General features: G+C 74.0%; 19 protein-coding genes and 1 tRNA gene. 13 read left to right on the forward strand and 7 right to left on the reverse strand.

Features of this window, described 5'->3' with window-relative positions:
* Window positions 1-243: 243 nt before the first annotated feature.
* The 3 genes from D476_RS0123545 to D476_RS0123555 form a co-directional block, all read right to left on the reverse strand.
* Window positions 244-921, reverse strand: a complete 678-nt coding sequence (locus D476_RS0123545) for a response regulator (RefSeq protein ID WP_017626377.1) — start codon at window positions 919-921, stop codon at window positions 244-246.
* A 247-nt stretch (window positions 922-1,168) separates the two neighbouring features.
* Complete coding sequence (locus tag D476_RS0123550; RefSeq protein WP_017626378.1) at window positions 1,169-2,596, reverse strand: amidase; 1,428 nt, start codon at window positions 2,594-2,596, stop codon at window positions 1,169-1,171.
* A 70-nt stretch (window positions 2,597-2,666) separates the two neighbouring features.
* Window positions 2,667-3,668 (reverse strand): D-2-hydroxyacid dehydrogenase, encoded by a 1,002-nt coding sequence (locus D476_RS0123555; protein WP_017626379.1) that lies wholly within the window; start codon window positions 3,666-3,668, stop codon window positions 2,667-2,669.
* A gap of 373 nt (window positions 3,669-4,041) precedes the next feature.
* On the opposite strand from D476_RS0123555, the gene D476_RS0123560 reads away from it, so the two are divergent.
* From D476_RS0123560 to D476_RS0123575, 4 genes are all read left to right on the forward strand, one after another.
* Window positions 4,042-4,524 (forward strand): DUF3830 family protein, encoded by a 483-nt coding sequence (locus D476_RS0123560; RefSeq protein ID WP_026123794.1) that lies wholly within the window; start codon window positions 4,042-4,044, stop codon window positions 4,522-4,524.
* A gap of 81 nt (window positions 4,525-4,605) precedes the next feature.
* Window positions 4,606-5,574: a maleate cis-trans isomerase family protein gene (locus tag D476_RS0123565; protein ID WP_017626381.1), complete on the forward strand. Its 969-nt coding sequence runs from the start codon at window positions 4,606-4,608 to the stop codon at window positions 5,572-5,574.
* Window positions 5,571-6,314 carry a maleate cis-trans isomerase family protein gene (locus tag D476_RS0123570; protein WP_017626382.1) on the forward strand — a complete coding sequence of 248 codons (744 nt, stop codon included), beginning with the start codon at window positions 5,571-5,573 and terminating at the stop codon, window positions 6,312-6,314. The genes D476_RS0123565 and D476_RS0123570 overlap by 4 nt, the downstream gene beginning before the upstream one ends.
* 78 nt (window positions 6,315-6,392) lie before the next feature.
* Window positions 6,393-7,055, forward strand: a complete 663-nt coding sequence (locus D476_RS0123575) for a GntR family transcriptional regulator (RefSeq protein ID WP_026123795.1) — start codon at window positions 6,393-6,395, stop codon at window positions 7,053-7,055.
* A gap of 83 nt (window positions 7,056-7,138) precedes the next feature.
* On the opposite strand, the gene D476_RS0123580 is transcribed toward D476_RS0123575, so the two are convergent.
* Window positions 7,139-8,473 carry a hypothetical protein gene (locus D476_RS0123580; protein ID WP_051061826.1) on the reverse strand — a complete coding sequence of 445 codons (1,335 nt, stop codon included), beginning with the start codon at window positions 8,471-8,473 and terminating at the stop codon, window positions 7,139-7,141.
* 132 nt (window positions 8,474-8,605) lie between these two features.
* Between D476_RS0123580 and D476_RS0123585 the strand changes: the two genes are divergently transcribed.
* Window positions 8,606-9,460: an NUDIX domain-containing protein gene (locus D476_RS0123585; protein WP_017626385.1), complete on the forward strand. Its 855-nt coding sequence runs from the start codon at window positions 8,606-8,608 to the stop codon at window positions 9,458-9,460.
* On the opposite strand, the gene D476_RS0123590 is transcribed toward D476_RS0123585, so the two are convergent.
* The gene (locus tag D476_RS0123590; RefSeq protein ID WP_026123796.1) at window positions 9,437-10,243 is read right to left on the reverse strand and encodes a PhzF family phenazine biosynthesis protein; all 807 of its coding nucleotides are present in this window, start codon (window positions 10,241-10,243) and stop codon (window positions 9,437-9,439) included. The two genes, D476_RS0123585 and D476_RS0123590, sit on opposite strands and share 24 nt — an antisense overlap.
* A gap of 463 nt (window positions 10,244-10,706) precedes the next feature.
* Between D476_RS0123590 and D476_RS0123595 the strand changes: the two genes are divergently transcribed.
* From D476_RS0123595 to D476_RS0123610, 4 genes are all read left to right on the forward strand, one after another.
* Window positions 10,707-11,114: a hypothetical protein gene (locus D476_RS0123595; RefSeq protein WP_017626387.1), complete on the forward strand. Its 408-nt coding sequence runs from the start codon at window positions 10,707-10,709 to the stop codon at window positions 11,112-11,114.
* Window positions 11,115-11,286: 172 nt separating this feature from the next.
* Complete coding sequence (locus D476_RS0123600) at window positions 11,287-12,090, forward strand: DUF2786 domain-containing protein (RefSeq protein ID WP_040726893.1); 804 nt, start codon at window positions 11,287-11,289, stop codon at window positions 12,088-12,090.
* A gap of 270 nt (window positions 12,091-12,360) precedes the next feature.
* On the forward strand, window positions 12,361-12,489 hold the full coding sequence (locus D476_RS39815) for a hypothetical protein (RefSeq protein ID WP_275041566.1): 129 nt from the start codon (window positions 12,361-12,363) through the stop codon (window positions 12,487-12,489).
* Between the two features lie 663 nt (window positions 12,490-13,152).
* Window positions 13,153-13,578 (forward strand): PPOX class F420-dependent oxidoreductase, encoded by a 426-nt coding sequence (locus tag D476_RS0123610; RefSeq protein ID WP_017626390.1) that lies wholly within the window; start codon window positions 13,153-13,155, stop codon window positions 13,576-13,578.
* A gap of 70 nt (window positions 13,579-13,648) precedes the next feature.
* Here the strand turns inward: D476_RS0123610 and dnaN are convergent, their stop codons facing one another.
* Together dnaN and D476_RS0123620 are read right to left on the reverse strand one after the other, a co-directional pair.
* Complete coding sequence (gene dnaN, locus D476_RS0123615) at window positions 13,649-14,809, reverse strand: DNA polymerase III subunit beta (RefSeq protein WP_026123797.1); 1,161 nt, start codon at window positions 14,807-14,809, stop codon at window positions 13,649-13,651.
* A gap of 318 nt (window positions 14,810-15,127) precedes the next feature.
* Window positions 15,128-15,598 carry a DUF4442 domain-containing protein gene (locus D476_RS0123620; RefSeq protein ID WP_017626392.1) on the reverse strand — a complete coding sequence of 157 codons (471 nt, stop codon included), beginning with the start codon at window positions 15,596-15,598 and terminating at the stop codon, window positions 15,128-15,130.
* 523 nt (window positions 15,599-16,121) lie between these two features.
* Here D476_RS0123620 and D476_RS0123625 point away from each other — a divergent pair.
* From D476_RS0123625 to D476_RS0123640, 4 genes are all read left to right on the forward strand, one after another.
* On the forward strand, window positions 16,122-18,077 hold the full coding sequence (locus D476_RS0123625; RefSeq protein WP_449289414.1) for a cation:proton antiporter domain-containing protein: 1,956 nt from the start codon (window positions 16,122-16,124) through the stop codon (window positions 18,075-18,077).
* 91 nt (window positions 18,078-18,168) lie between these two features.
* On the forward strand, window positions 18,169-19,470 hold the full coding sequence (locus D476_RS0123630; RefSeq protein WP_017626394.1) for a GTP-binding protein: 1,302 nt from the start codon (window positions 18,169-18,171) through the stop codon (window positions 19,468-19,470).
* Between the two features lie 59 nt (window positions 19,471-19,529).
* Window positions 19,530-19,618 (forward strand) — tRNA-Ser (locus tag D476_RS0123635).
* A 404-nt stretch (window positions 19,619-20,022) separates the two neighbouring features.
* Window positions 20,023-21,222, forward strand: coding sequence for an acyl-CoA dehydrogenase family protein (locus D476_RS0123640; protein WP_083939613.1), 1,200 nt, complete (start codon window positions 20,023-20,025; stop codon window positions 21,220-21,222).
* Window positions 21,223-21,274: the final 52 nt, after the last annotated feature.

The raw sequence follows: 21,274 nt of genomic DNA on the forward strand, positions 1-21,274 counted from the left end.
CGCTGCGGGGAGAGCCGCCGACCTTCGTCGTCGCCGCCCTCCACCCCGCACCCCGCCAACCCGCCGGACGGCCGGAGTCGGTGAGTGGTCACCGGCCCCGTCCGGGGCCACCGAGCGGGGGCCTGCTCCGCCGTCGCCGCCGGGCCACGGCGTGCGTCCGCATGCCCGACGGCGCCGCCGTGAGGACCGCCGACTCGTGGGAGCCCGTCTACGATCCGCCTACGAGGCGCCTCATGGACCGCGCTATGGCTCGAAGTGGGAGCGCCCCCGCGTCCGGAGTTCGGCGACCAGGACCGCCGCCTGGGTGCGGCGTTTGAGGTCGAGCTTGGACAGCAGGCTCGACACATAGTTCTTCACGGTCTTCTCCGCCAGGTACAGCCGCTCACCGATCTGGCGGTTCGTCAGGCCCTCGCCGATCAGGTCCAGGATCTGGCGCTCCTGGGGGCTCAGCTCCGACAGCGGGTCGGGGCGCGGCGGGTTGCTGCGCAGGCGCTCCATCACCCGCCCCGTGCTCCCCGGGTCCAGGAGCGAGCCGCCCGCCGCCACCGTGCGCACCGCGCCGACCAGGTCGGCGCCGTGGATCTGCTTGAGCACGTACCCGGCGGCGCCCGCCATCACCGCCTCGAAGAGGGCCTCGTCGTCGGCGAAGGAGGTCAGCATCAGGCAGGCGATCTCGGGGCGGTCCGACCGGATCTCCCGGCACACGCTCACCCCCGACCCGCCGGGCAGGCGCACGTCCAGCACGGCCACGTCCGGAGACGCCGCGGGGATGCGCGCGAGCGCCTGCTCGGCGGTCCCGGCCTCGCCGACCACCTTCATGTCCTCCTCGCCGTCCAGGAGCGCCGCCACGCCCCTGCGGACCACCTCGTGGTCGTCGACCAGGAAGACCTTGATCGTTTTCGTCGCGGCTCCCGGCGCCATGGGCTCCCCTCCCCGGAGCGCCCGGACCGTGCCGGGCGCGCGTCGCTGCGGATTCGACGGGAACGACGGTATTACCCCCTTCGTCCCGCGCGTCCGCCGAAGGCCATCAATAGGGGCGGCCCAAGGTCCCGAATCCCGCGTCTGCCGCAGATCAGGGCGGCCCTGTCGGGTCGGCGGGGCCGGTCCGGATCGTCCCGGACCGGGCGGCCGGTGCGCCGCTTCGCGGGGACCGCGGTCCCNNNGGCCCTCAGCCCACCAGCGACGGCCAGGGGCTCGCCTCCTCATAGGCCCGGGACGCGGCGAGCACCCGCCCGTCGGCGTGCCTGGGCCCCACGATCTGCAGCCCCACCGGGAGCCCGCCCTCGGTCAGCCCGCACGGGACGCTCGCCGCGGGCTGGGAGGTCATGTTGAACGGGTAGCTGAACCCGGCCCAGGACGTCCAGCGCGGGTCGGCGGAGCCCGGGGGCACCTCCAGCCCCGCCTCGAACGCGGCGATCGGCATGGCCGGGGTCAGCAGCAGGTCGTAGCGCTCGTGGAACAGCCCCATGGCCTCGCCCATGGACATCCGCACGGCGGTGGCGCGCAGGTAGTCCACGGCGCTGTAGCGGTGGCCCTCCCCGACGATCTCCAGCAGGCCCGGGTCGACGCGCCCCAGGTCCTCCTCGGCCACGCCCTCCATGGCCTTGGCCGCGCCGCTGTACCAGAGCACGTGGAACTCCTCGCGGCAGTCGGGGACCGGCGGGTCCTCCCGCTCCACGTGCGCGCCGAGCTCCTCGAACACCCCGGCCGCCCGCTCGCACAGCCGGGCCACCTCCGGATCCACGGCGATGCCCCACAGCGCGGGGCTGTAGGCCACGCGCAGGCCCCGCACGTCGGCGGCGGCCACCGCCTCGGCGAACGACTCGGCCGGGGGCGGCATGGCCCCCCAGTCCCGCGCGTCCGGGCGGCTGATCACGTCCATCATCAGCGCCGCGTCGGTGACGGTGCGGGTGATGGGCCCGGTGTGCGCGAGGCTGCCGAAGGCGCTGGCCGGGTAGTGCGGCACCCGGCCCCAGGTGGGCTTGAGGGCGTAGACCCCGGTGAAGGAGGCCGGGATGCGCACCGACCCGCCGCCGTCGGTCCCGGTCGCCATCGGCCCCATCCCGGCGGCGACCGCGGCCGCCGCCCCGCCGCTCGACCCGCCGGGGGTGCGCGACAGGTCCCACGGGTTGCGGGTGACGCCGGTGAGCGGGGAGTCGGTGACGCCCTTCCAGGCGATCTCGGGGGTGGTGGTCTTGCCGGTGAAGACCGCACCGGACTCGCGCAGCCGGGCCACCACGGGGGATTCGTCGTCGAAGGGGGCGTGCGCCCCGGCGACGTGGGAACCGCGCCGGGTGGGGTGCCCGCGCATCAGGTGCACGTCCTTGACCGCGACCGGGACCCCGTCCAGCGGCCCGGCCGGGGCCCCGCGCGCCCACCGCTCGGCCGACGCGCGCGCCTGCTCGCGGGCCTCGTCGGCGAAGACCGCGCAGAAGGCGTTGAGCGCCGCGTCCTCGCGGTCGATGCGCGCCAGCACCGACTCCAGCGCCTCCACCGGGGTGGGGCCGCCGCGGGCGTACCCCTCCAGCAGGTCGGCCGCCGTCAGATCGGCGGGGGCGTCCCTGTCCACCGCCTCCCCCTCGTGCCTGGTCGTCATGGTGACCCCTCCGTTTCCAGCCCGTCCGTCTCCGGACCGTCCGTCCCCAGGGCGTGTCCCGCGACACGCCCTACCCGCGCGGGTAGCCCCGCGCCTTGTCCACGAGGTTGCGCGGCTCCTCGCCGCGCAGGCGGCGGTCGAGGTTGTCCAGGAAGACCCGCACCAGCTCGTCCTTCCACCCCACGACGTCTCCCGACATGTGCGGCAGGACGACCGACTGGGGCAGGTCCCACAGCGGCGAGGAGTTCGGCAGCGGCTCGGTCTCGAAGACGTCGAGGGCCGCCCCCGCGATGGTCCCCTCGCGCAGCGCGCGCACCAGGTCCTCCTCGACGACGATGGGGCCGCGCGCCACGTTGATCAGCCGCGCGGTGGGCTTCATCCGGGCCAGCAGCCGGGCGTCGAACAGGCCGCGGGTGGCGTCGGTGAGCGGCGCGGCGACGACGGCGTAGTCCACGTCGGCGAGGGCGTCGCCGATTCCGCCGGGCGCGGCGGGGTCGGCGGAGACGACGGTGCCGAAGTCGGGGTCGCCGGTGCGGGGGGTGCGCCCGGCGCCCGTGACCTCCAGCCCGGCGGCGGTCAGCAGGCGGGCGATGGCGCGGCCGATGGGGCCGGTTCCCACGACCATCGCGGTGCGGCCCTGGACGCGCTCGCTCTCGCGCCACTTCCAGGTGTGGGAGCGCTGCAGGTCGCGGCTGCCGTGCAGGTCCTTGGCGAAGGACAGGACGAGGCCGAGCACGGTCTCGGCGATGGGCCCCTCGAAGACGCCGCGGGAGTTGGTCACCACCACGTCGCTGTCCACCAGTCCGGGGAACATCAGGTTGTCCACGCCGGTGGTGGCGGCGTGCACCCACTCCAGGGAGTCTGCGGCGTCCCAGGCGGCCGTCAGGGCCTCGGTGAACAGGTCCCACACCAGCAGGACCCGCGCCCCGGGCAGGGCTTCGGGGAGCTGCTCGGCGGTGGCGTAGCGGACCTCGGAGAGGCCGGGGTGGCGGTCGATGCGCTCGCGGCCGGGGGGCAGTTCCCCGCCGTGCAGGACGACGAGGGCGGGCGCGGAGGGGTCGGCGGTCGTCACGGGGGCGGCTCCGGAATCAACAATCGTGCTCGTGTCGCTGCTCCCCTACCCGTCCGCGCCGGTGGGCGATCACGGGTGCCGCGAAGCCTTTGAAACGCTAGGGACCGCCCCTACGATTGTCAACAATCGACCGCCCCGCGCACCAGGTGACCGGAAGGTGACCCACCGTACCGGGGTGGCCGTTGATCCTTCAGGGACCGCGATCGTATGATTGTCGACAATCAGCGGATGATGTACCTCTGTGCGGGCGAGGACACCCCGTGAGACACGGGCGCCCGCACACGCACCAGGGCTGCGGGCCGCGTCACGGGCGGCCACCAGCACCGCGCCGCACCCACCGCGACGAAAGGCCGATGCCACGATGCCCCGGTACATGTCCATCACTCTGGAGAAGCGCGGCGTGGAGTGCGTCGCCGAGCTCTACGACAAGGACGCCCCCCGGACCTGCGAGGCCGTCTGGAACGCCCTGCCCCAGGGCGGCGAGGCCTACCACGCCAAGTACGCCCGCAACGAGGTGTACACGATGGTGCCGCGCTTCGCCGAGGAGGAGCCCGGCCAGGAGAACCCCACCGTCACGCCCATCCCCGGCGACGTCGTCTACTTCTCCTTCAACGGCGGGATGCTCGACCGCCGCTTCAAGGAGGAGAAGGGCATCGACGGCCTCCCCGGCGTGATCGACCTGGCGATCTTCTACGGACGCAACAACCTGCTGCTCAACGGGGACGTCGGCTGGGTCCCCGGCAACGTGTTCGCGGGCATCGTCGAGGGCCTGGACCGGATGGCCGAGGCCTGCAACGACGTGTGGCGCTCGGGCGGCGCCGGTGAGCGGCTGGTCTACCGGCGCCTGGAGCGCTGATCCGGTACCGCCCGCGGACCGCACCACGAATGAGAACCCACGACCCCAGGATCAGAACGCGAAGAAGGAGGTGAGTGACCAATGCGGACCGAACACGGAACCACCGGCCCGGCCTGCGGAGGAGGGCCCGGGGTGTCGGCGCCCCGGACCCGCGGCCCCGAGGCCGAGCGGGACGCGTCGCTGTCGCTGCTGGGCGAGCGCGGCCTGCTCCCCGACCAGGAGACGGCGACCGGACTGGTGGAGATCTCGGCGGTGGCCGAGACCCCGTCGCAGTCGGGCGTGGGCGTGATCGCGCCCTATGACTTCGCGCTCGACCGCGAGCTGTGGCGCTGGGCGCCCGACGACGTCTCCCTGTACGTCACCCGGCTGCCGTTCGTGCCCGTGCCGGTGACCGTCGACCAGGCCTCGGCCCTCAGCGACGGCGACGGCGCGGCGCGCGCCACCCGCGACCTGCTGGCGCCCGAGCCCCTGGTCGTGGGGTACGCGTGCGCCTCGGGCAGCTTCGTGCACGGGGCCGAGGGCCAGCGGCGGCTGCAGCAGGCCATCCTGGACGCCGGCGCCCCCGCGGCGGTCACCACCTCCGGCGCGCTCATCGAGGCGCTGGAGGCGGTCGGCACCCGCCGGATCGCCGTGGTCACCCCCTACGTGGACAGCGTCACCGAGCGCCTGGTGACCTACCTCGGCGAGCACGGCACCGACGTGGTCAACGCGGTGGGCCTGGGCCTGCTGGACCACATCTGGAAGGTCTCCTACGCCGAGGTGGTCGAGGCGGTGCGCGGCGCCGACCGGCCCGAGGCCGAGGCGGTCTTCATCAGCTGCACCAACGTGCTCACCTACGACATCATCGCGCCGCTGGAACGCATGCTCGGCAAGCCGGTGCTGGCGGCCAACCAGGTCACCATGTGGGCCGCCCTGAAGGCGGTCGGCCGGCACCCGGTGGGCGCCGGGCAGCACCTCGTGGAGGCGACGGCCCCGGCCGGGGCGCGGGCGCACGGGGGCCGGGGCGGCGACGAGGGAGACGACACGGAGAGGCGGTCGGCACGGGCATGACCATCGCGGGATTCCTGTACCCAGGGCACAGCGCCGAGGACGACTACCCGGTCTTCGCCGAGCTCCTCGGCCCGGGGACGGAGCTTCGGGTGGTGCACACGCTCATGCGCGAGGACGCGCACCGGGTGGACGCGCTGCTCGACGTCGGCGGGGACGACGTGCTCGGCGAGGGGGCGCGCGAGCTGCGCGCCCTGGGCGTCGACGCGGCGGTGTGGGCGTGCACCAGCGGAAGCTTCGTCTTCGGCTGGGAGGGCGCGACCGAGCAGGCCGAGGCCGTGGGCCGGGAGGCCGGGTGCCCCTCGTCCAGCACGTCGTTCGCGTTCGTGAACGCGGTGCGCGCCCTGGGGCTGAGCCGGGTCGCCGTCGCGGCGACCTACCCCGGCGACGTCGCCGGGCGCTTCGCCGAGTTCCTCGGCCGCGCCGGGATCGAGGTGGCGGCCTGGGCGGGCCGGGGCATCGTCACCGCGGCCGAGGTGGGCACCCTGCCCCCGGACGAGGTGCTGGAGTTCGCCGCGGCGGGCGACCACCCGGACGCCGAGGCGGTGCTGGTGCCCGACACGGCGCTGCACACCGCCGGTGTGCTGGACGCCCTGGAGGAGCGGCTGGGCAAGACCGTGCTCACCGCCAACCAGGTGAGCGTGTGGGAAGGGCTGCGCCTGGCCGGGGACACCGCCCCGCGCGAGGGGCTGGGCACCCTGTTCCGGACGGGATCGGCCGAAGCGGCCGCGCAGCGGACATAAGGTGCGACGCACGGAAGACGTGCGCGTGCGGCCGCCCGGGCGGGCGGCCGCACGCCCAGAGTGAGGTGAACACATGTCATGACCTCCCCAGGACGACTCCATCCCGTACCGAGGAGATCGACCTCGGAGCTGATCGCCGACCAGCTCCGGGAGGCGATCATGTACGGCTCCCTGTCCCCCGGCGACCAGCTGGGCGAGACCGACCTGGCCTCCCGGCTGGGCGTCAGCCGCGGCCCGCTCCGCGAGGCCATGCAGCGCCTGGTGCAGGAGGGGCTGCTGCGCAGTGAGCGGCACCGGGGCCTGTTCGTGCGCGAGCTGACCGCCGACGACGTCCACGACGTCTACGTGGCCCGGCTGGCGGTCGAGCGGACCTCGTGCGCCCTGATCATGCGCGGCAACCGGGGCGAGGCGCTGGCCCGGCTCACGGCGGCGCTGGCGGCGCTGGAGGAGGCCGCCGCCACCGGCGACCGGGGCGCGATGAGCGACGCCGACCAGGCCTTCCACCAGGCGCTCGTGAGCTGCTCGGGCAACTCCCGGCTGGAGCGGATGGCGCAGACGCTGCTGGTGGAGACCCGCATGTGCCTGACGGTGATGCAGCGCAGCTACCCGGAGCCGGACGAGCTGGTCGAAGAGCACCGCAAGCTGCTGGACGCCATCTCCGACGGCGACGAGGAGCTGCTGCTGGAGCTGATCTCGGCGCACATGATGGACACCGTCGAGCGGGTCAACGGGGGTTCCTGACGCGGTCGGGGGGCGGCCCCGGCCCGCCCCCTCCGGTGCGCGCGCCCCGGCCGTGTCGGCCCCCTGCCGGGGCCGGTGCGCCGTCAGCGCACCGCCGACGGCGCACCGGCCCCGGCGCCGTCCGGCTCCGGGGCGGCCCGGCGGGCCCGACGGCCGGTGCTCTGCCCGCCGACCTTGAACAGGATCAGCTCGAAGGTGGCGGCGAGCAGGCAGATCCGCAGCAGGTCCTGGACCAGGCGGGTGGCCACCGACACGGGCTCCAGCCACGGCCACCACAGGAGCCATTCGTCCGGCCCGAAGACCAGGTAGAAGCCGCGCTCCATCCATTCGGTGCCCAGCATGACGAGGACGTAGTACAGCGAGAAGGACAGGTAGAAGACCGGGCTGACGCTGAGGATGAACTTGAAGGCGTTGATGAAGGGGATGTACTTGTCCCCGGCGTCCTTGCGCATCCAGCTCCGGACCGCGGCGACCGGCCCCTTGGCGCCGGTCAGCGCGCGTTCCAGCCGGGCGGTGCGGCCACTGCCGTTGAACAGCCCGCTGTAGCGGTCCATCTGGGCGCCGAAGACGACCGCGGTGATGGTCAGCCACACCAGCGGCTGGAGGAAGCCGTCCTTGAAGATCGACCACGTGGTGTCGACCGAGCGGGTGATCCGCAGCACGGTGTCCTGCAGGTCGACACCGACCTGCGCCGACGCCCAGTTGATCACGCCGTCGATCTCGTCCTGCACCACGACCCAGGCGGCGCGGCTCTTGGCCCACTTCCAGAACTCCGTGAACGCCGACACCAGCGTGAAGGTGCCCATGAACATCCAGGTGGCCTCGAACAGCGCGGTGCCCAGGCCCAGGATCTTGCCGTCGTTCTTCTTGTAGAAGTGCTCGCACAGCGCCCGGAGCCCGAACGCGGCGGCCGCGATGGCCAGCATGGGCGCGGAGTGGTCGAGCGTGCCGAGGTCGAGCAGCGTGTCCAGGCCCTCCTCGTTCACCGCGGCCACGGTGAGCTTGCGGTACTCCTCGGCGTAGAGGTCCCAGGCGCTGTAGAAGATCAGGAACGGCAGGATCGCCATCGCGATGGCGTCCACGAGGGTGCGCTCGGCGAGGGCGACGCCGCCGCGCCGGGCCGTGTCGCGCAGGGCCCCCGACCGCACCCGCCGGTACTCGGCGTCCACCGTGGGCAGCGCGGGGCGCAGCAGGTGGAACATGACGATGTAGGTGGCGAGCTGGACCAGCAGGAGCACGCCCAGCGCCAGGTAGCCCAGCAGCGGTTCGAAGGCCGCCGCCTTGGCCATGCCGCGCAGCAGCAGGCGGTAGGAGATGTCCCCGGCCAGCCAGACGCACAGCAACGGTGCCCAGTAGCGCCTCAGGAGGTCGAGGGTGTCCAAGGGCAGTCGCGCGGCGAAGGGGGCCCGGGTTCTCATGGCCGGTGAATCTTATCCGGGCCGGGTGACAGACCGGCCAACGGAGGTGGCGCTGTCCGGAGTCGGCCGCGCGGGACCGGCCGTGTGCGGTAGGAACAGGGGGACGGCGTTGACGGCGAAGGGGGAGCGCGGATGACCTCAGGGGCCAAGGGCGACGGCAACGGCTGGGTCACGCTGGCGGACGGTACACACAGGTGGGGGCGGTACGGGGCGGCGGGGCTGCTGCTGCACGCCCCCGGCCCACACGGCGGCCGGTGTGTCCTGCTCCAGCACCGGGCCGCCTGGACCCACCAGGGCGACACCTGGGGCCTGCCCGGCGGCGCTGTGGACAGCTGGGAGGGGCCGGTGGCCGCGGCGCTGCGCGAGTTCGGCGAGGAGGTCGCCGGTGATCCGGGCGCGTTCGAGGTGACCGGGGTGTACCGGGCCGGGGACCGGGTCTGGCACTACGACTCGGTGCTCGCCGCCGCCCCCGAGGCCGCCGAGTTCGCGCCCGGCAACGCCGAGAGCGAGGCGGTGCGCTGGGTGCCGCTGGACGAGGTGCCGGGCCTGCCGCTGGTGCCCGCGTTCGCCGACGCCTGGCCGCTGCTGCGGTCGGCGCTGGGGGCCCGGCTCGACCTCGTCGTAGAGGCGGGCCCGGTGCTGGAGCGGGCGGGGGAGGCCGCCTCCCCGGAGCGGACCTCGGCCCTGCGGGACGCGCTGGCCGGGCTGGCCCGCGGCGGCGTCCCCGCCGGTGACCTGCCTCCCGGCCTGGGGCTGCCGCCGCTGCACACCTGGTTCCCGCGGGTCCGGCTGGTGACCCCGGTGCCGGTGGCCCCGGTGCCCGGGGTCGAGGTGGTCGCGGACGCCGGCCCGGACCACCGGGGATCGGTCCTCACCGTCACCGCCGACCGGGGGCCCGGCACCGTGCCTCCGGCGTGGCTGCTGGAGCGTGCGGGCACGGGCGCGGCGGACCCGGTCCCCGGGTCAGACCATGAAGTGGCCCTCTGAGACGGTGACGGCCGACCCGCCGATGCGCACCCGCCCCGGGGCCTCCGGCGGCAGCTCGACCGAGAGCCGCCCGGTGCGTGCGGAGCACTGGAGCGCCTCGAAGGCGGCGCCCCCGAGCCGCTCGGCCCAGTAGGGGGCGAGCACGGTGTGGGCGCTGCCGGTGACCGGGTCCTCGTCGACCCCGACGCCGGGGGCGAAGAAGCGGGACACGAAGGCGTACGGGCGGCCCTCGTCCGCGCGGGCGGTGGCGATGACGCCGCGCTCGGCGTAGCCGCCGAGCCGCGCGGGGACCGGATCCAGGGCGCGCACGGCCGACTCGTCGTCCAGCTCGACGAGGAGGTCGCCCGTCCCCGCGGTCCCGGCGCGCACGATGCCGGCGCCGAGGGCCTCGGCGAGGCCGTCGGGGACCGGGGCCTCCTGCGGCGGGTTGGCGGGGAAGTCCATCCACAGCCGCCCGTCGCGCCGCTCGACGGTGAGGACGCCGTTCCACCGGGTGGAGAAGCGGATGGGGCCCACGGCCCCGTCCTCGACCAGGGCGTGCGCGGCGGCGAGGGTGGCGTGGCCGCACAGCGCCTCCTCCACGACGGGGGTGAACCAGCGCAGCCCGTAGTCGGCCGCGGGGCCGCCGTCGGGGATGAGGAAGGCCGTCTCGGAGAGGTTGAACTCGGCGGCCACCCGCTGGGCCCACCGGTCGTCGTAGGGGCCGTCCAGCACGAGCACGGCGGCCGGGTTGCCCGAGAACGGGCGGTCGGTGAAGGCGTCCACGACGCGGAAACGGGTCATGGACGGCAAGCTAACAGCGACGCGCCGACCGGGGCCCAGGGCGGGGGGCGGTGGCGTCCGCTGGAGCGGTGGAGCTTCTGCCGACCGAGACCGCCTTCGACGCCCCCTGGCCGCCCGCCGAAGAGCGGGGCGCGGGTCAGGGCTTCGAGGGCGGCCCGGTACGCCCCAGGGCGGGAACCGTCGGCCCGGACCGTCGCCACGGCGCCCACCGGGTCGGCCGCGGCCACCGGCCGCCCGCGCCGAGGGGCCGCGACGCCCGCGATCCCCTCCGCGGCGGGCACTCCGGAGGGGGGCCGTTCGTTGCCCACCTGAAGACGGCCGTGGCCGGGCGCGGTGGATACGTGCGGAGACGGCGGCTCAGGGGTAAGTCAGGGGTGGGCCCTGATGGCCGCAGGGCCGTTCCCGGGCATGCTGGAGTGCAGACGTAGCGGTACGGCGGTCCACCGCCGAGCGAGGAGCTGTCATGACGCTGGAGCGCGGCAACGCATTCACTCCCGTCGCCTCGGCGACGATGATCTGGCCCTGGGGATGGGCCCTCGGAGCCGGAGCGGCCACCGGGGCCGTCTCGTTCCTGCTCAACATGTCGATCGGGTCGGGCCTGACCACCGGGATCTTCTTCTTCGCCCTCGTCGGCGGGGCCGTGGCCCTGATCGGGAGCAAGGGCGACCGCCGGGCGCGCCGGTGGGCCGGGCAGTACCCGTGGAAGTTCGCCGGGGCGCCCGCCCTGGCGGGCGGCATCGGTGTCGCGCTGGTCACCCTGCTGACCGGTGGCGGCCTGATCGGCGGGGTCTTCGCAGGTCTGGGCACCGTCGCCCTGCTGTGGGTCATCCTCGGCCTGATCGGCACCGTCGCCGGGGGCGGGAACCGGTAGCCGCCGGTTCGGGGCCGGGGCGCACGGGCGCCCCGGCCCCCGCGCGTGTCCGCCCGCCGTTTCCCACACCCTGTGGACGGCCGCACCCCACGCGCCCCCACCGCCGGTAACCTCGATGGAGGCCGCTGAGAGGAGCCTCTTGACCACCGACACCGAGGACGCCCGACGCAAGATGGTCGAGCGGGTCCGCAGCCTGCTGCGCAAGGCAGAGGACCCGTCGGTGACCGACGCCGAGAGCCAGGCCTTCACCGCCAAGGCCGCCGAGCTGATGACCCGGCACGCCATCGCCGAGGCCGAGGCCCGCGCCCAGCGCGGCGAGGACGCCGAGTCGGTCTCCCGCCTCGACTTCCCCGTCTCCGGCTCCGGGGGGCACGGCAAGGCCCGGGTCAAGGCGCTGGCCAAGATCGCCGCCGCGTTCGGCTGCCAGTCGGCCGTGCGGGGCAACACCTCCGCCAACACCGAGCGGACCCTGATCGTCGTGGGCACCGAGTCCGCCCTGGACTCGCTGCGGGTGCTGCTGCCCTCCATCACCCTGCAGATGGAGGCCTCGGCCCGGTTCACCGCCCGCAACCACATCGCCGACCTGCGCGAGCTGCGCAACCTGGACCGGTCGGCGCTGGCCACCGAGCGCAGCCGGTTCTACCGCTCGTTCGTCCGCGCCTACGGGCACGCGGTGGCCGAGCGCATCCGCGAGTTCCGCGCGCGGCTGCAGGAGGAGTCGGAGGCCGGGGGCGGCTCGGGGTCCGGTTCGGCGGACGGCGAGCCGATCGGCGCCGAACTGGTCCTGCGCTCCGACGTGGACCGGGTCAAGGAGGACTTCCAGAAGCGCTTCCCCGACCTCAAGCAGCCCCGGCCGGAGCGCACCCACCACAAGGCCGGGTACCGCGCCGGATACCTGCGGGGCCGCAGCGCCCAGCTGGGGATGGAGACCGCGGTCGGGGGCGGGTCCACCTCGTCGCTGCCGGAAGGCGAGTGACGGCGGCCCCCTGAGCCGCGCCCGGAACTCCGCTCCGGACCGCGTCCGGGCGGCGGGTCGACGGGACGCGAGGCGCGGCGCCCGGCGATCCTGCGTGGCGGAATCGCCACCTGAACGCCTTCACAGTGGCGATTCCGCCACGCAGGACGCCCGTCGGGGTTCGCGGGGCGCCTAGATCTTTGATGGGAAGTTTCTGAACCTGCTGCGAGCACGGCGAGGGGCGCCCGCGGTCGGTGTGAGCGGGCCGGGTGCGCCAGAGCATCGGGGCGGGTGGTCTGGACGCTGAAGGGGCCATTGGGGCCGGGGGTGTGCCGGAGGGGCCGCGCGCTTGAGGCCACGATCCGGCGCGCCCGGCTGATCGGGGCCCCGCTCAAGCGGCCGGTGATCTTCGACCACTGATCGGGACACACATTTCCCATCAACGATCCCGGGCGTGTTGATTGGATCATGATCTGCTGCGCGGCGCCCGGGCGCGTCCCTCGCCGCGTTCTCATCGGTCGACGGCACGCCCAGGCCGACTCCTCCTGCTTTTCGGGAACACAGCGGCCTTGCGATGGACATGAGGCCGCTCGCGACATCCATGATCCGATCAACACGCCCTAGCCGAGCCGCTGCCCGCCCGGTTCTCCCCGTTGTCGCCGAGCCCACCGACCACCGCACGCCGAGCGGCCGACAGCGCTGCCGGAAGGGGCGCGAGCCTTCGTCGCCGCCGGGACCGACGGGGCCGCCGCACACCGCGGTCCCCACGCCGGGTTTTCCACAGGGGTGGGGATTTCTGTGGACAAGGTCGCGCTCATCCCCCGATCAGGGTCGAGATGGAGACCCCTAACCACACATCGTTGTGGATAAACCGCCCTTCGTGTCCGGTTCGGGCCACTCCCGGTGGCCGCGTCCGCCTCCGACTCGGGGCGATGGCGCCCCCTCCCCAGCCTCCCCCTTCCGCGTGCGGGCCGACGGCGCCCCGGCCCCGGCGGGGCGATCCCAGGCGTGGCGAAGGTGATTCAGGTCACTGCGTTGGGAAGGTGGTCTGTACACGAACGGACCCAAGGAGAGTCACCCTCGATGAACACGGCCACGCTCCTCAAACCGTTCCGCGGCCACAAGACGGCGCTGCTCACCACCTACCGGTCCGACGGTGTCACCGGCGTGGACACCCCGGTGAGCATCGTCATCGACGGCGCGCGGATCATCTTCCGCACCTGGGAGGACTCCGGCAAGGCCAAGCGGCTGCGCAACAACCCCGTCGCCGACCTGCGCCCCTGCAGCTTCCGCGGAGAGCCCCGCGGACTGCCCGTCCGCGGACGGGTCCGCCTGCTCGACGACGCCGAGTCCCGGCACGCGGCCCTCCTCCTGGGCCGTCGCCACCCGATGCTGCAGCGCTGGGCGGTGCCCGCCACCCACCGGCTGCTGCGCTACCGCACGCTCCACTACGAACTCGTCCCCTTCGACCGCGAGGAGATCGCCAGCAACGAGGGATGCCCCGACTGACCCCGCCCGGTGCGGCCTCCCCCCGCGGCGCCGAGCCGCAGCGCCGCCCCCGCAGGGCGGCCCGGCGCCCTCAGGACAGGCGCAGCGGCATCACCAGGTAGCGGAACTCCGGCTCGTCGCCTTCGGCCTCGGGGGCGTCGGAGACCACCGCGGGTTTGGTGGGCTGCGTCATGTCCAGGCGCGCCCGCTCGGTGGACACCCCGGCCAGGCCGTCCAGCAGGTAGCCGGGGGCGAACGCGATGCGCATCGGCTCGCCGTCGTAGTCCACCGCGATCACCTCGGCGGCCTGGGCGTCCTCGCCCGAACCGGCCTCCAGGACCGCCTCGCCCGCGGCGCCGCCGGAGCCCGGGGTGAAGGAGATCCGCACCGGGGTGCTGCGGTCGGCCACCAGCGCCACCCGCTTGACCGCCTCGGTGAACGCCGCGGGCGACACCTCGGCCCGGGCCGCGGCCTCGGCCGGGAAGCGCTTCTCGTAGGGGATGAAGTCGCTGTCGATCAGGCGGGTGGTGCTGCTCCGGCCGCCGCTCGCGAAGCCGATCATGCCCCCGCCGCCCGATGCCCCGGCGCCGCCGGACGCCCCCGACAGGAACACCTCCACGTTGGCCGACGGGTCCAAGGTGCGGGCCAGGTCGCTCAGGGTGCGCGCGGGCACCAGCGCCGACCCGGCGGCTCCCGGATGTTCGGGGCTCCACCACATCCGGCGCACGGCGATCCGGTACCGGTCGGTGGCGGCCAGCGCCAGGGACTCGGCGCCGAAGTCCAGGTGCACCCCGGTGAGCATGGGCAGCGTGTCGTCCCGGCTGGCGGCCGGGACCACCTGGCGCACCGCGCCCGCGAACGCCTCGCCGGGCAGCGACCCGGCCGCGGGCGGCAGGTCCGGGAGCAGCGGGTGGTCCTCCAGGGGCAGGGTGACCAGGGTGAAGCGGGCCGGACCGCAGGTGAGCAGCACTCGGCCGCCGTCGGCCTCGACCTGCACGGGATGGGCGGGAAGGCTGCGCGCGATCTCGGCCAGCAGGCGGCCGGAGACCAGCACCGCCCCGGCCTCCTCGACCTCGGCGTCCACGCGCGCGCGGGCCGAGACCTCGTAGTCGAACCCGGACAGCCGCAGCCCGCCGTCGGCGGCCTCCATGCGCATGCCCGCCAGAACCGGCATGGCCGGGCGCAGCGGAAGTGCCCGGGCGGTCCAGGCGACGGCCTCGGCGAACACGTCTCGGTCGGCTCGGATCCTCACCCGGAAAACCTCCTGGAACTCGCCGCCCGGCCCCTGCGGGCCGGGACTGCCGTCACCGTACTCGGCGAGGGCGACAGTTCCCCGGAGGCCGCGGCCGCCGGGGCCGGTCGCCGGGGCCGGTCGCCGGAGAGGAGGTGCCCGCACGGGCGGCGTCCGCTCAAGACGTCCGCTCAAGCGGGGCCCCTGTCAGAGCGCCGCAGGAGGGATGGGCCCGCTCCGGACGACGTGCCCGCCACGGTGGCCCCGGGCCGACGAGGGCACGGCGCGGGAGGCGACCCGGTCGGGGCGCCGCCGGGCCCCGACCGCCGTCCCCAGGCCTCAGTCCCTGCGCTTGGGCTTCAGGGTCCACACCACGGTCACGTGCCCGGTCACCGTGCCGTCCTCGGTGCGCAGCTCCACCTCCACCGGGAACTCCGGGCGCTTCCCGGCGTCCAGTTCGGCGACGATCTCCTCGCGGGGACGCCCCAGCCTCGCCTCGGCCACCATGTCGCCCATCGCGACCTTCTCGAAGGTCTGGGTGACGGTGGTGGGCAGCGGCACGGCCCGGTCGAGCTGGTCGGAGAAGGTACTCAGGATGATGGACCCGGAGGCCGACTCGGCCAGGGTGAACATCGCACCGGCGTGCGGGCCGCCGATGTGGTTGTGGTGCGCGGGCTCGTCGGGCAGCCGCATGACGGAGCGGCCCGGCTCCAGTTCCTCGAAGCGCAGCCCCAGGGTGCGCGCGAAGGGGACGGTGGCCAGGAAGCCGGCCTTGAGCGTCTCCGCCGTCTCGGCGTCGTTCGATGTCATAGGTCCAAATGTTACTCACGAGTAATGCCCGGGGCCAGGGGGTACCGCGTGGATTATGACCGTAGCGAGCGGCGTCCGGGCACGGTCACCGCGATGCCGCCGTATTCCCTGCGAGCAGGGGGGGGAGTCAGCCTGGGCGTGCCCGCGGCTGATCCGAACGCGGCGAGGGGCGTGTTCGGGCGCCGTGCCGGGTGCACCGCCGGGGCCCTTGGGCCGGGGTGTGCCGGAGGGGCTGTGCGCCCTACGCCGCGATCCGGCACGACCGGCCGGTCGGCGCCCCGGCCAAGCGGCTGCCGGTGGCCGACGACCATTGACCGGGGCCCACGCTCCCCATCAACGATCCAGCCCCCGTCGCCCGTCCCCGCCGCGACCCGGCACCCCGCCTGCGCCCCGCCTCGGCCCACGGCCCCCATAATGTCGGTGCCGCACGCCGATGCGGCCCGGGCGGCACCGGCCCGGGGCGCTCACAGGGGGGATCACCACCATGCACCTGGCCGCGGGCGAAAGCGTGCCCGACTACCTGATGCCGCTGGCCGTACTGGTGTGCGCGGCGGCGGTCATCGGCTACATCTCCACGCGGCTGCGCATCGTGCCCATCGTGGGGTTCCTGCTGGCCGGGGTGCTGATCGGACCGCACCAGCTCGGCCTCGTACAGAGCACGCAGGTCGTCGAGGACGCCGCCGACATCGGGGTCATCCTCCTGCTGTTCACGATCGGCATCGAATTCTCCCTGGAGCGGCTCGCGGCCATCAAGCGCCACGTACTCGTCGGCGGCGGCCTGCAGGTCACCCTGGCGGTCGCGGTCACCGCCGGGACCACGGCGCTCTTCGGCGCCGACTGGCGGGCCGCCCTGTTCACCGGGCTGCTCGTCTCGCTCTCCTCCACGGCGATCGTGCTGAAGCTGCTGGCCTCGCGCGGGGACACCACCCGCCCGGTCGGCCAGGCCGGGGTGGCGGTGCTGATCTTCCAGGACCTGGCCGTGGTGCTGATGGTGCTGTTCCTGCCCCTGCTGACCGGCGAGGGCGGCGGCCCGGGGGAGATCGCCCGGGCGCTGGGCACCGCGGCCGCCGTGCTGGCGGGGGGGCTGGTGGNGGTCGCCCGCAAGGTGATGCCGCCGCTGCTGGAGGCGGTCGCCCGCGCCTGCTCGCCGGAGGTCTTCCTGCTCACCGTGGTGGCGCTGGGGATCGGCACCGCCTTCGTCACCTCGCTCGCCGGGGTGAGCGTGGCGCTGGGGGCGTTCCTGGCCGGGCTGGTGGTCAGCGAGTCCCGGCACGGCCAGCACGCCCTGGGCGAGGTGCTGCCGCTGCAGATCGTCTTCAGCGCGCTGTTCTTCGTCTCCATCGGGATGCTGCTGGACCTGGGCGCGCTGGCGGAGCTGTGGTGGCTGATCGGCCTGATCGCCCTGGGCGTGGTCGCGGTCAAGGCGGTCACCGGCGCCGCCGCGCTGGCGGCGCTGCGCCTGGGGGCGCCCACCGCGGTGGCGGGCGGGCTGATGCTCGCCCAGATCGGCGAGTTCTCCTTCGTGCTGCAGCGGGCCGGGCACGACGGCGGTCTGGACTTCGGCGCCCTGGGGGACCGGGGCGAGCAGGTGCTGATCTCGGTGACGGTGCTGCTGATGGTGGCGACCCCGGCGCTGGCCTCGCTCGGCGACCGGCTGGGCCGGGTGCTGGGCCCGCGCCGATCGGCGGCCCCCGCGCCCGCCGCCGGGAAGAAGGACCCCGCGGCCTGCTCCGCGAAGGACCCGGTGCTGATCTCGGGGTGGGGCCCAGTCGCCCGGGAGGTCGCCGCGACGCTGCGGGCCCACGGGGTCCCGGTGTCGGTGACCACGCTGGGGCCGGACCTGGCGGCCGAGGCCGAGGCGGCCGGGTACCGGGTGGTGCGCGGCGACCCGGTCAAGCGCAACGTGCTGGAGCAGGCCGGGCTGCGCTCCGCACGGCTGGTGCTGATCTGCGAGAACACCGGGGAGGAGACGGCCGCCATCGCCTCGGTGATCGCCCGCGCGGCGCCGGACGTGCCGATCGCGGTCTGCCCGGTCGACGGCCCGGACCCCCGCGAGCTGGTCCGTGCCGGCGTGGACCGGGTGCTGGACGGCCCCGCGTCGGCGGCCGACCGGGTGTGCGCGGCGGTGGTGGAGCGCCTCGGCCTGCCGTCGGCCGCACCGGGGGACCACCCGCGCACCGACACCCCGGTGGACTTCCGCCCCGACCCGTCGAGCGCCTGCCCGCACGCCGAGGGCGTGCGGCCGGTCCTGCCCCGCTCGTCGGGGTGCACCGACTGCCTGCGCGAGGGCCGGAGGGACTGGGTGCACCTGCGCACCTGCCTGTCCTGCGGGAACGTGGGCTGCTGCGACTCCTCCCCCGCCCGCCACGCCTCCGCGCACGCCGCCTCCCGCGACCACCCGATCGCCGCCTCCGCCGAACCGGGCGAGGGCTGGGCCTGGTGCTTCGAGGACGGAAGGACGCTGGAGGCCGCGGACTGACCCCGCCGCCGGGCCGGGGCGGCGGACGCACGGCGGCGCCCGCACGATTGAATATGATCATCATTTTCAATCTCTTTGCGGAAGGACCCCCATGGACACACCGTCCGGCCCGCCCCCGGCGCGCGCCCCGCTTCCGGTGACCGTGCTCTCCGGCTTCCTCGGAGCCGGGAAGACCACCCTGCTCAACCATGTGCTGGCGAACCGCTCCGGCATGCGCGTCGCCGTCATCGTCAACGACATGAGCGAGGTCGCCATCGACGGCGGCCTGGTGCGCGAAGGCGGGGCGCTGTCCCGTACCGAGGAGCGCCTGGTGGAGATGAGCAACGGCTGCATCTGCTGCACGCTCCGCGACGACCTGCTGGTAGAGGTCGCCCGCCTGGCCCGCGAGGGGCGCTTCGACTACCTGCTCATCGAGTCCAGCGGCATCTCCGAGCCGATGCCCGTCGCCGCCACCTTCGCCTTCCCCGCCGAAGACGGCTCGGTGCTGCAGGACATCGCCCGACTGGACACCATGGTCTCGCTGGTCGACGCGGGCGCCTTCCTCCGTGAGCTGGAGCGCGGCGACGACCTCGCCGAACGCGGCCTGGACGCCTACGAGGACGACGAGCGCACCGTCAGCGACCTGCTCGTGGACCAGGTGGAGTTCGCCGACGTGCTGGTGCTCAACAAGCTCGACCTCGTCTCGGAGGAGCAGGCGGACCGGGTGGAGGCCGCGGTGCGCCGCCTCAACCCCCTCGCCCGCCTGGTCCGCGCCGAGCGGGGGCGGGTCGCCCTCGGCGAGGTCCTCGGCACCGGGCTGTTCGACCTGGAACGGGCCTCCCAGGCCCCCGGGTGGGTCGCCGAGCTGAACGGCGACCATGTGCCCGAGACCGAGGAGTACGGCATATCCAGCATCGTCTTCCGGGCCGACCGCCCGTTCCACCCGGGCCGCCTGTGGGCCCTGGCCGCCGAGCGCCTGGACACCGGGGAGTTCGGCACCGTGCTGCGCTCCAAGGGGTTCTTCACCCTCGCCTCCCGGCCCGGCGTGGGCGGGTTGTGGTCACAGGCCGGGCCCGTTCTCCACACCGAGCCCCTCGGCGCCGAACCGGCGCCGGAAGGCGGGCTCGGGGACGGCCTCGGGGTCGGCCTCCGGGACGGGCGTGCAGGCGCGCAGGAGAGCGCCGCCCGAGGCGCGGCCCAGGAGCTGGTCTTCATCGGACAGGGCCTCAAGGGGAGCGCGCTCCGGGCGGCACTGGGAGAGTGCCTTCTAGGCCCGGGCGAGCGCGCGCTTTCCGCGGAGGCCTTTGAAGACCCGTTCCCCGAATGGGACCTGCACGTCCACGGGGACCACGCGCACGCCCACGGACTCCCCGGCGCCCGCGGCCACGAAGGCGCGGAGCGTGAGCTAGCATGAGCGCGGAGAGCGGGCCGCCCACGAGGTGGAGCACCCCGGGGGTCGGCGACCGCGCTCACGGAGGGTTCGCATAGCGGCCTAGTGCAGTGCTCTTGAAAAGCGCCAAGCCCTTGACCGGGCTTCGTGGGTTCGAATCCCACACCCTCCGCGCATCGGGCCCGCCCCGCAGGGGCGGGCCTTTCTTACTCCGGGCGGCGCCGCGCCCGGCTTCCGCCCCCCTGGAAACCGAACGGCGTTCCCCCACTCGCCCCCCTTCCACCCCTCTTCCACCGAAAGCATCGGCCCCCTGGACATCCCAGCGGATTTCCGCAGGTCCACAGCATTTTTTGGGCCGACAATTCACCGGTGTACCGTAAATGGCTCCGACCGAAACGTGAGACCTCTCACGGGCACTGCCAGATGGGCGAAGGACGCCAAGGCCTTGTGTTTCCCATCCGGGGAAATCAGGATGATCTCCCGGTAGGGCCTGAAGACCCTGGATCCCCTGGGGCTCAGGCCCTCCCGCTGTGCGCACCCCCGACGCACCATCGATCCACGCATGAGGAGACCCCCTTGGTCGAACCGTTCACCACGGAACGGCATGAGCGTCTGCGAAAAGAGGTCAGAGCATTCGCGGAAGCCGAAGTGGCCCCCCTTGTCCCGGAGATGGAGGCCTCCCGAACCGTCCAATATGAACTGTCGCGAAAGATCGCCGAACAAGGCTGGATCGGCGTGACCATCGATACCGGCCACGGCGGAATGGGGCTGGGGCACCTGGCCAAAACCGTGATCATCGAGGAGCTCTCGCGCGTGAGCGGCGCGATGGGCGCCATGGTCCAGGCCTCCCAGCTCGGCGTCGCCAAGATCGTGAACTTCGGCGACGAGGACCAGAAGCGGGCCTGGCTGCCGGCGATCGCCGCGGGCGGCTGCCTGCCCACCATCGCCGTCACCGAGCCCGAGTCCGGCGGCCACGTGCTGGGCATGGGCACCACCGCCGTCCGCGACGGCGACGACTACATCCTCAACGGCCGCAAGGTGTTCGTCGGCAACAGCCACGTCGGCGACCTGCACGGGGTCGTGGTGCGCACCGGCCCCGGCTCCAAGGGCCTGTCCGCGTTCCTGGTCGAGGCCGACCGGCCCGGCTTCTCCCTCGGCGAGCACGTCCCCTCCATGGGGCTGCACGGCTTCAGCTTCGGCGAGCTGGTCTTCGAGGACTGCCGGGTCCCCGCCGCCAACCGGCTCGGCGAGGAGGGGGACGGCCTGCCGGTCGCCTACTCCTCCAGCGTCCTCTACGGCCGCGCCAACCTCGCCGCCGTCTCCCTCGGCATCCACCGGGCCATCGTCGACGAGACCCTGGCCTATGCCTCCGAGCGGGAGCGCTACGGCAGGCCGCTGGCCGAACTGCCCAACATCAAGATCAAGCTGGGGCGGATGCGGTCCCGGCTGATGACCGCGCGCATCGCGCTCTACCACGCGGTCCACCTGCTCGACCACGGGATGCCCTGCGACGCCGAGCTGATGAACGCCAAGCTCGTCAATGTCGAGTCGTCCCTGGACACCGCCCGCGACGCCATGGAGGTGCACGCCGCCTGCGGGCTCTTCACCGACCGCCCGCTGGAGCGGTACCTGCGCGACGCCCAGCACATCTTCGCCCCGGCCGGGACCTCGGACATCCAGCTCCTGCGGCTGGCCGAGTTCGGCCTCGGCACCGCCAAGGGGCAGTGGTCGGAGAAGCTGGCCGCACCCTTCGCCCCGGAGTACGCCGCCCCCTGAGCACCGGGCGCCCCCGCCGCGGTCGGCACGGCGAGGGCGGACGGGACCGGCC

It is taken from the genome of Nocardiopsis chromatogenes YIM 90109 (assembly GCF_000341185.1).
Classification (GTDB): Bacteria; Actinomycetota; Actinomycetes; order Streptosporangiales; family Streptosporangiaceae; genus Nocardiopsis_A; species Nocardiopsis_A chromatogenes.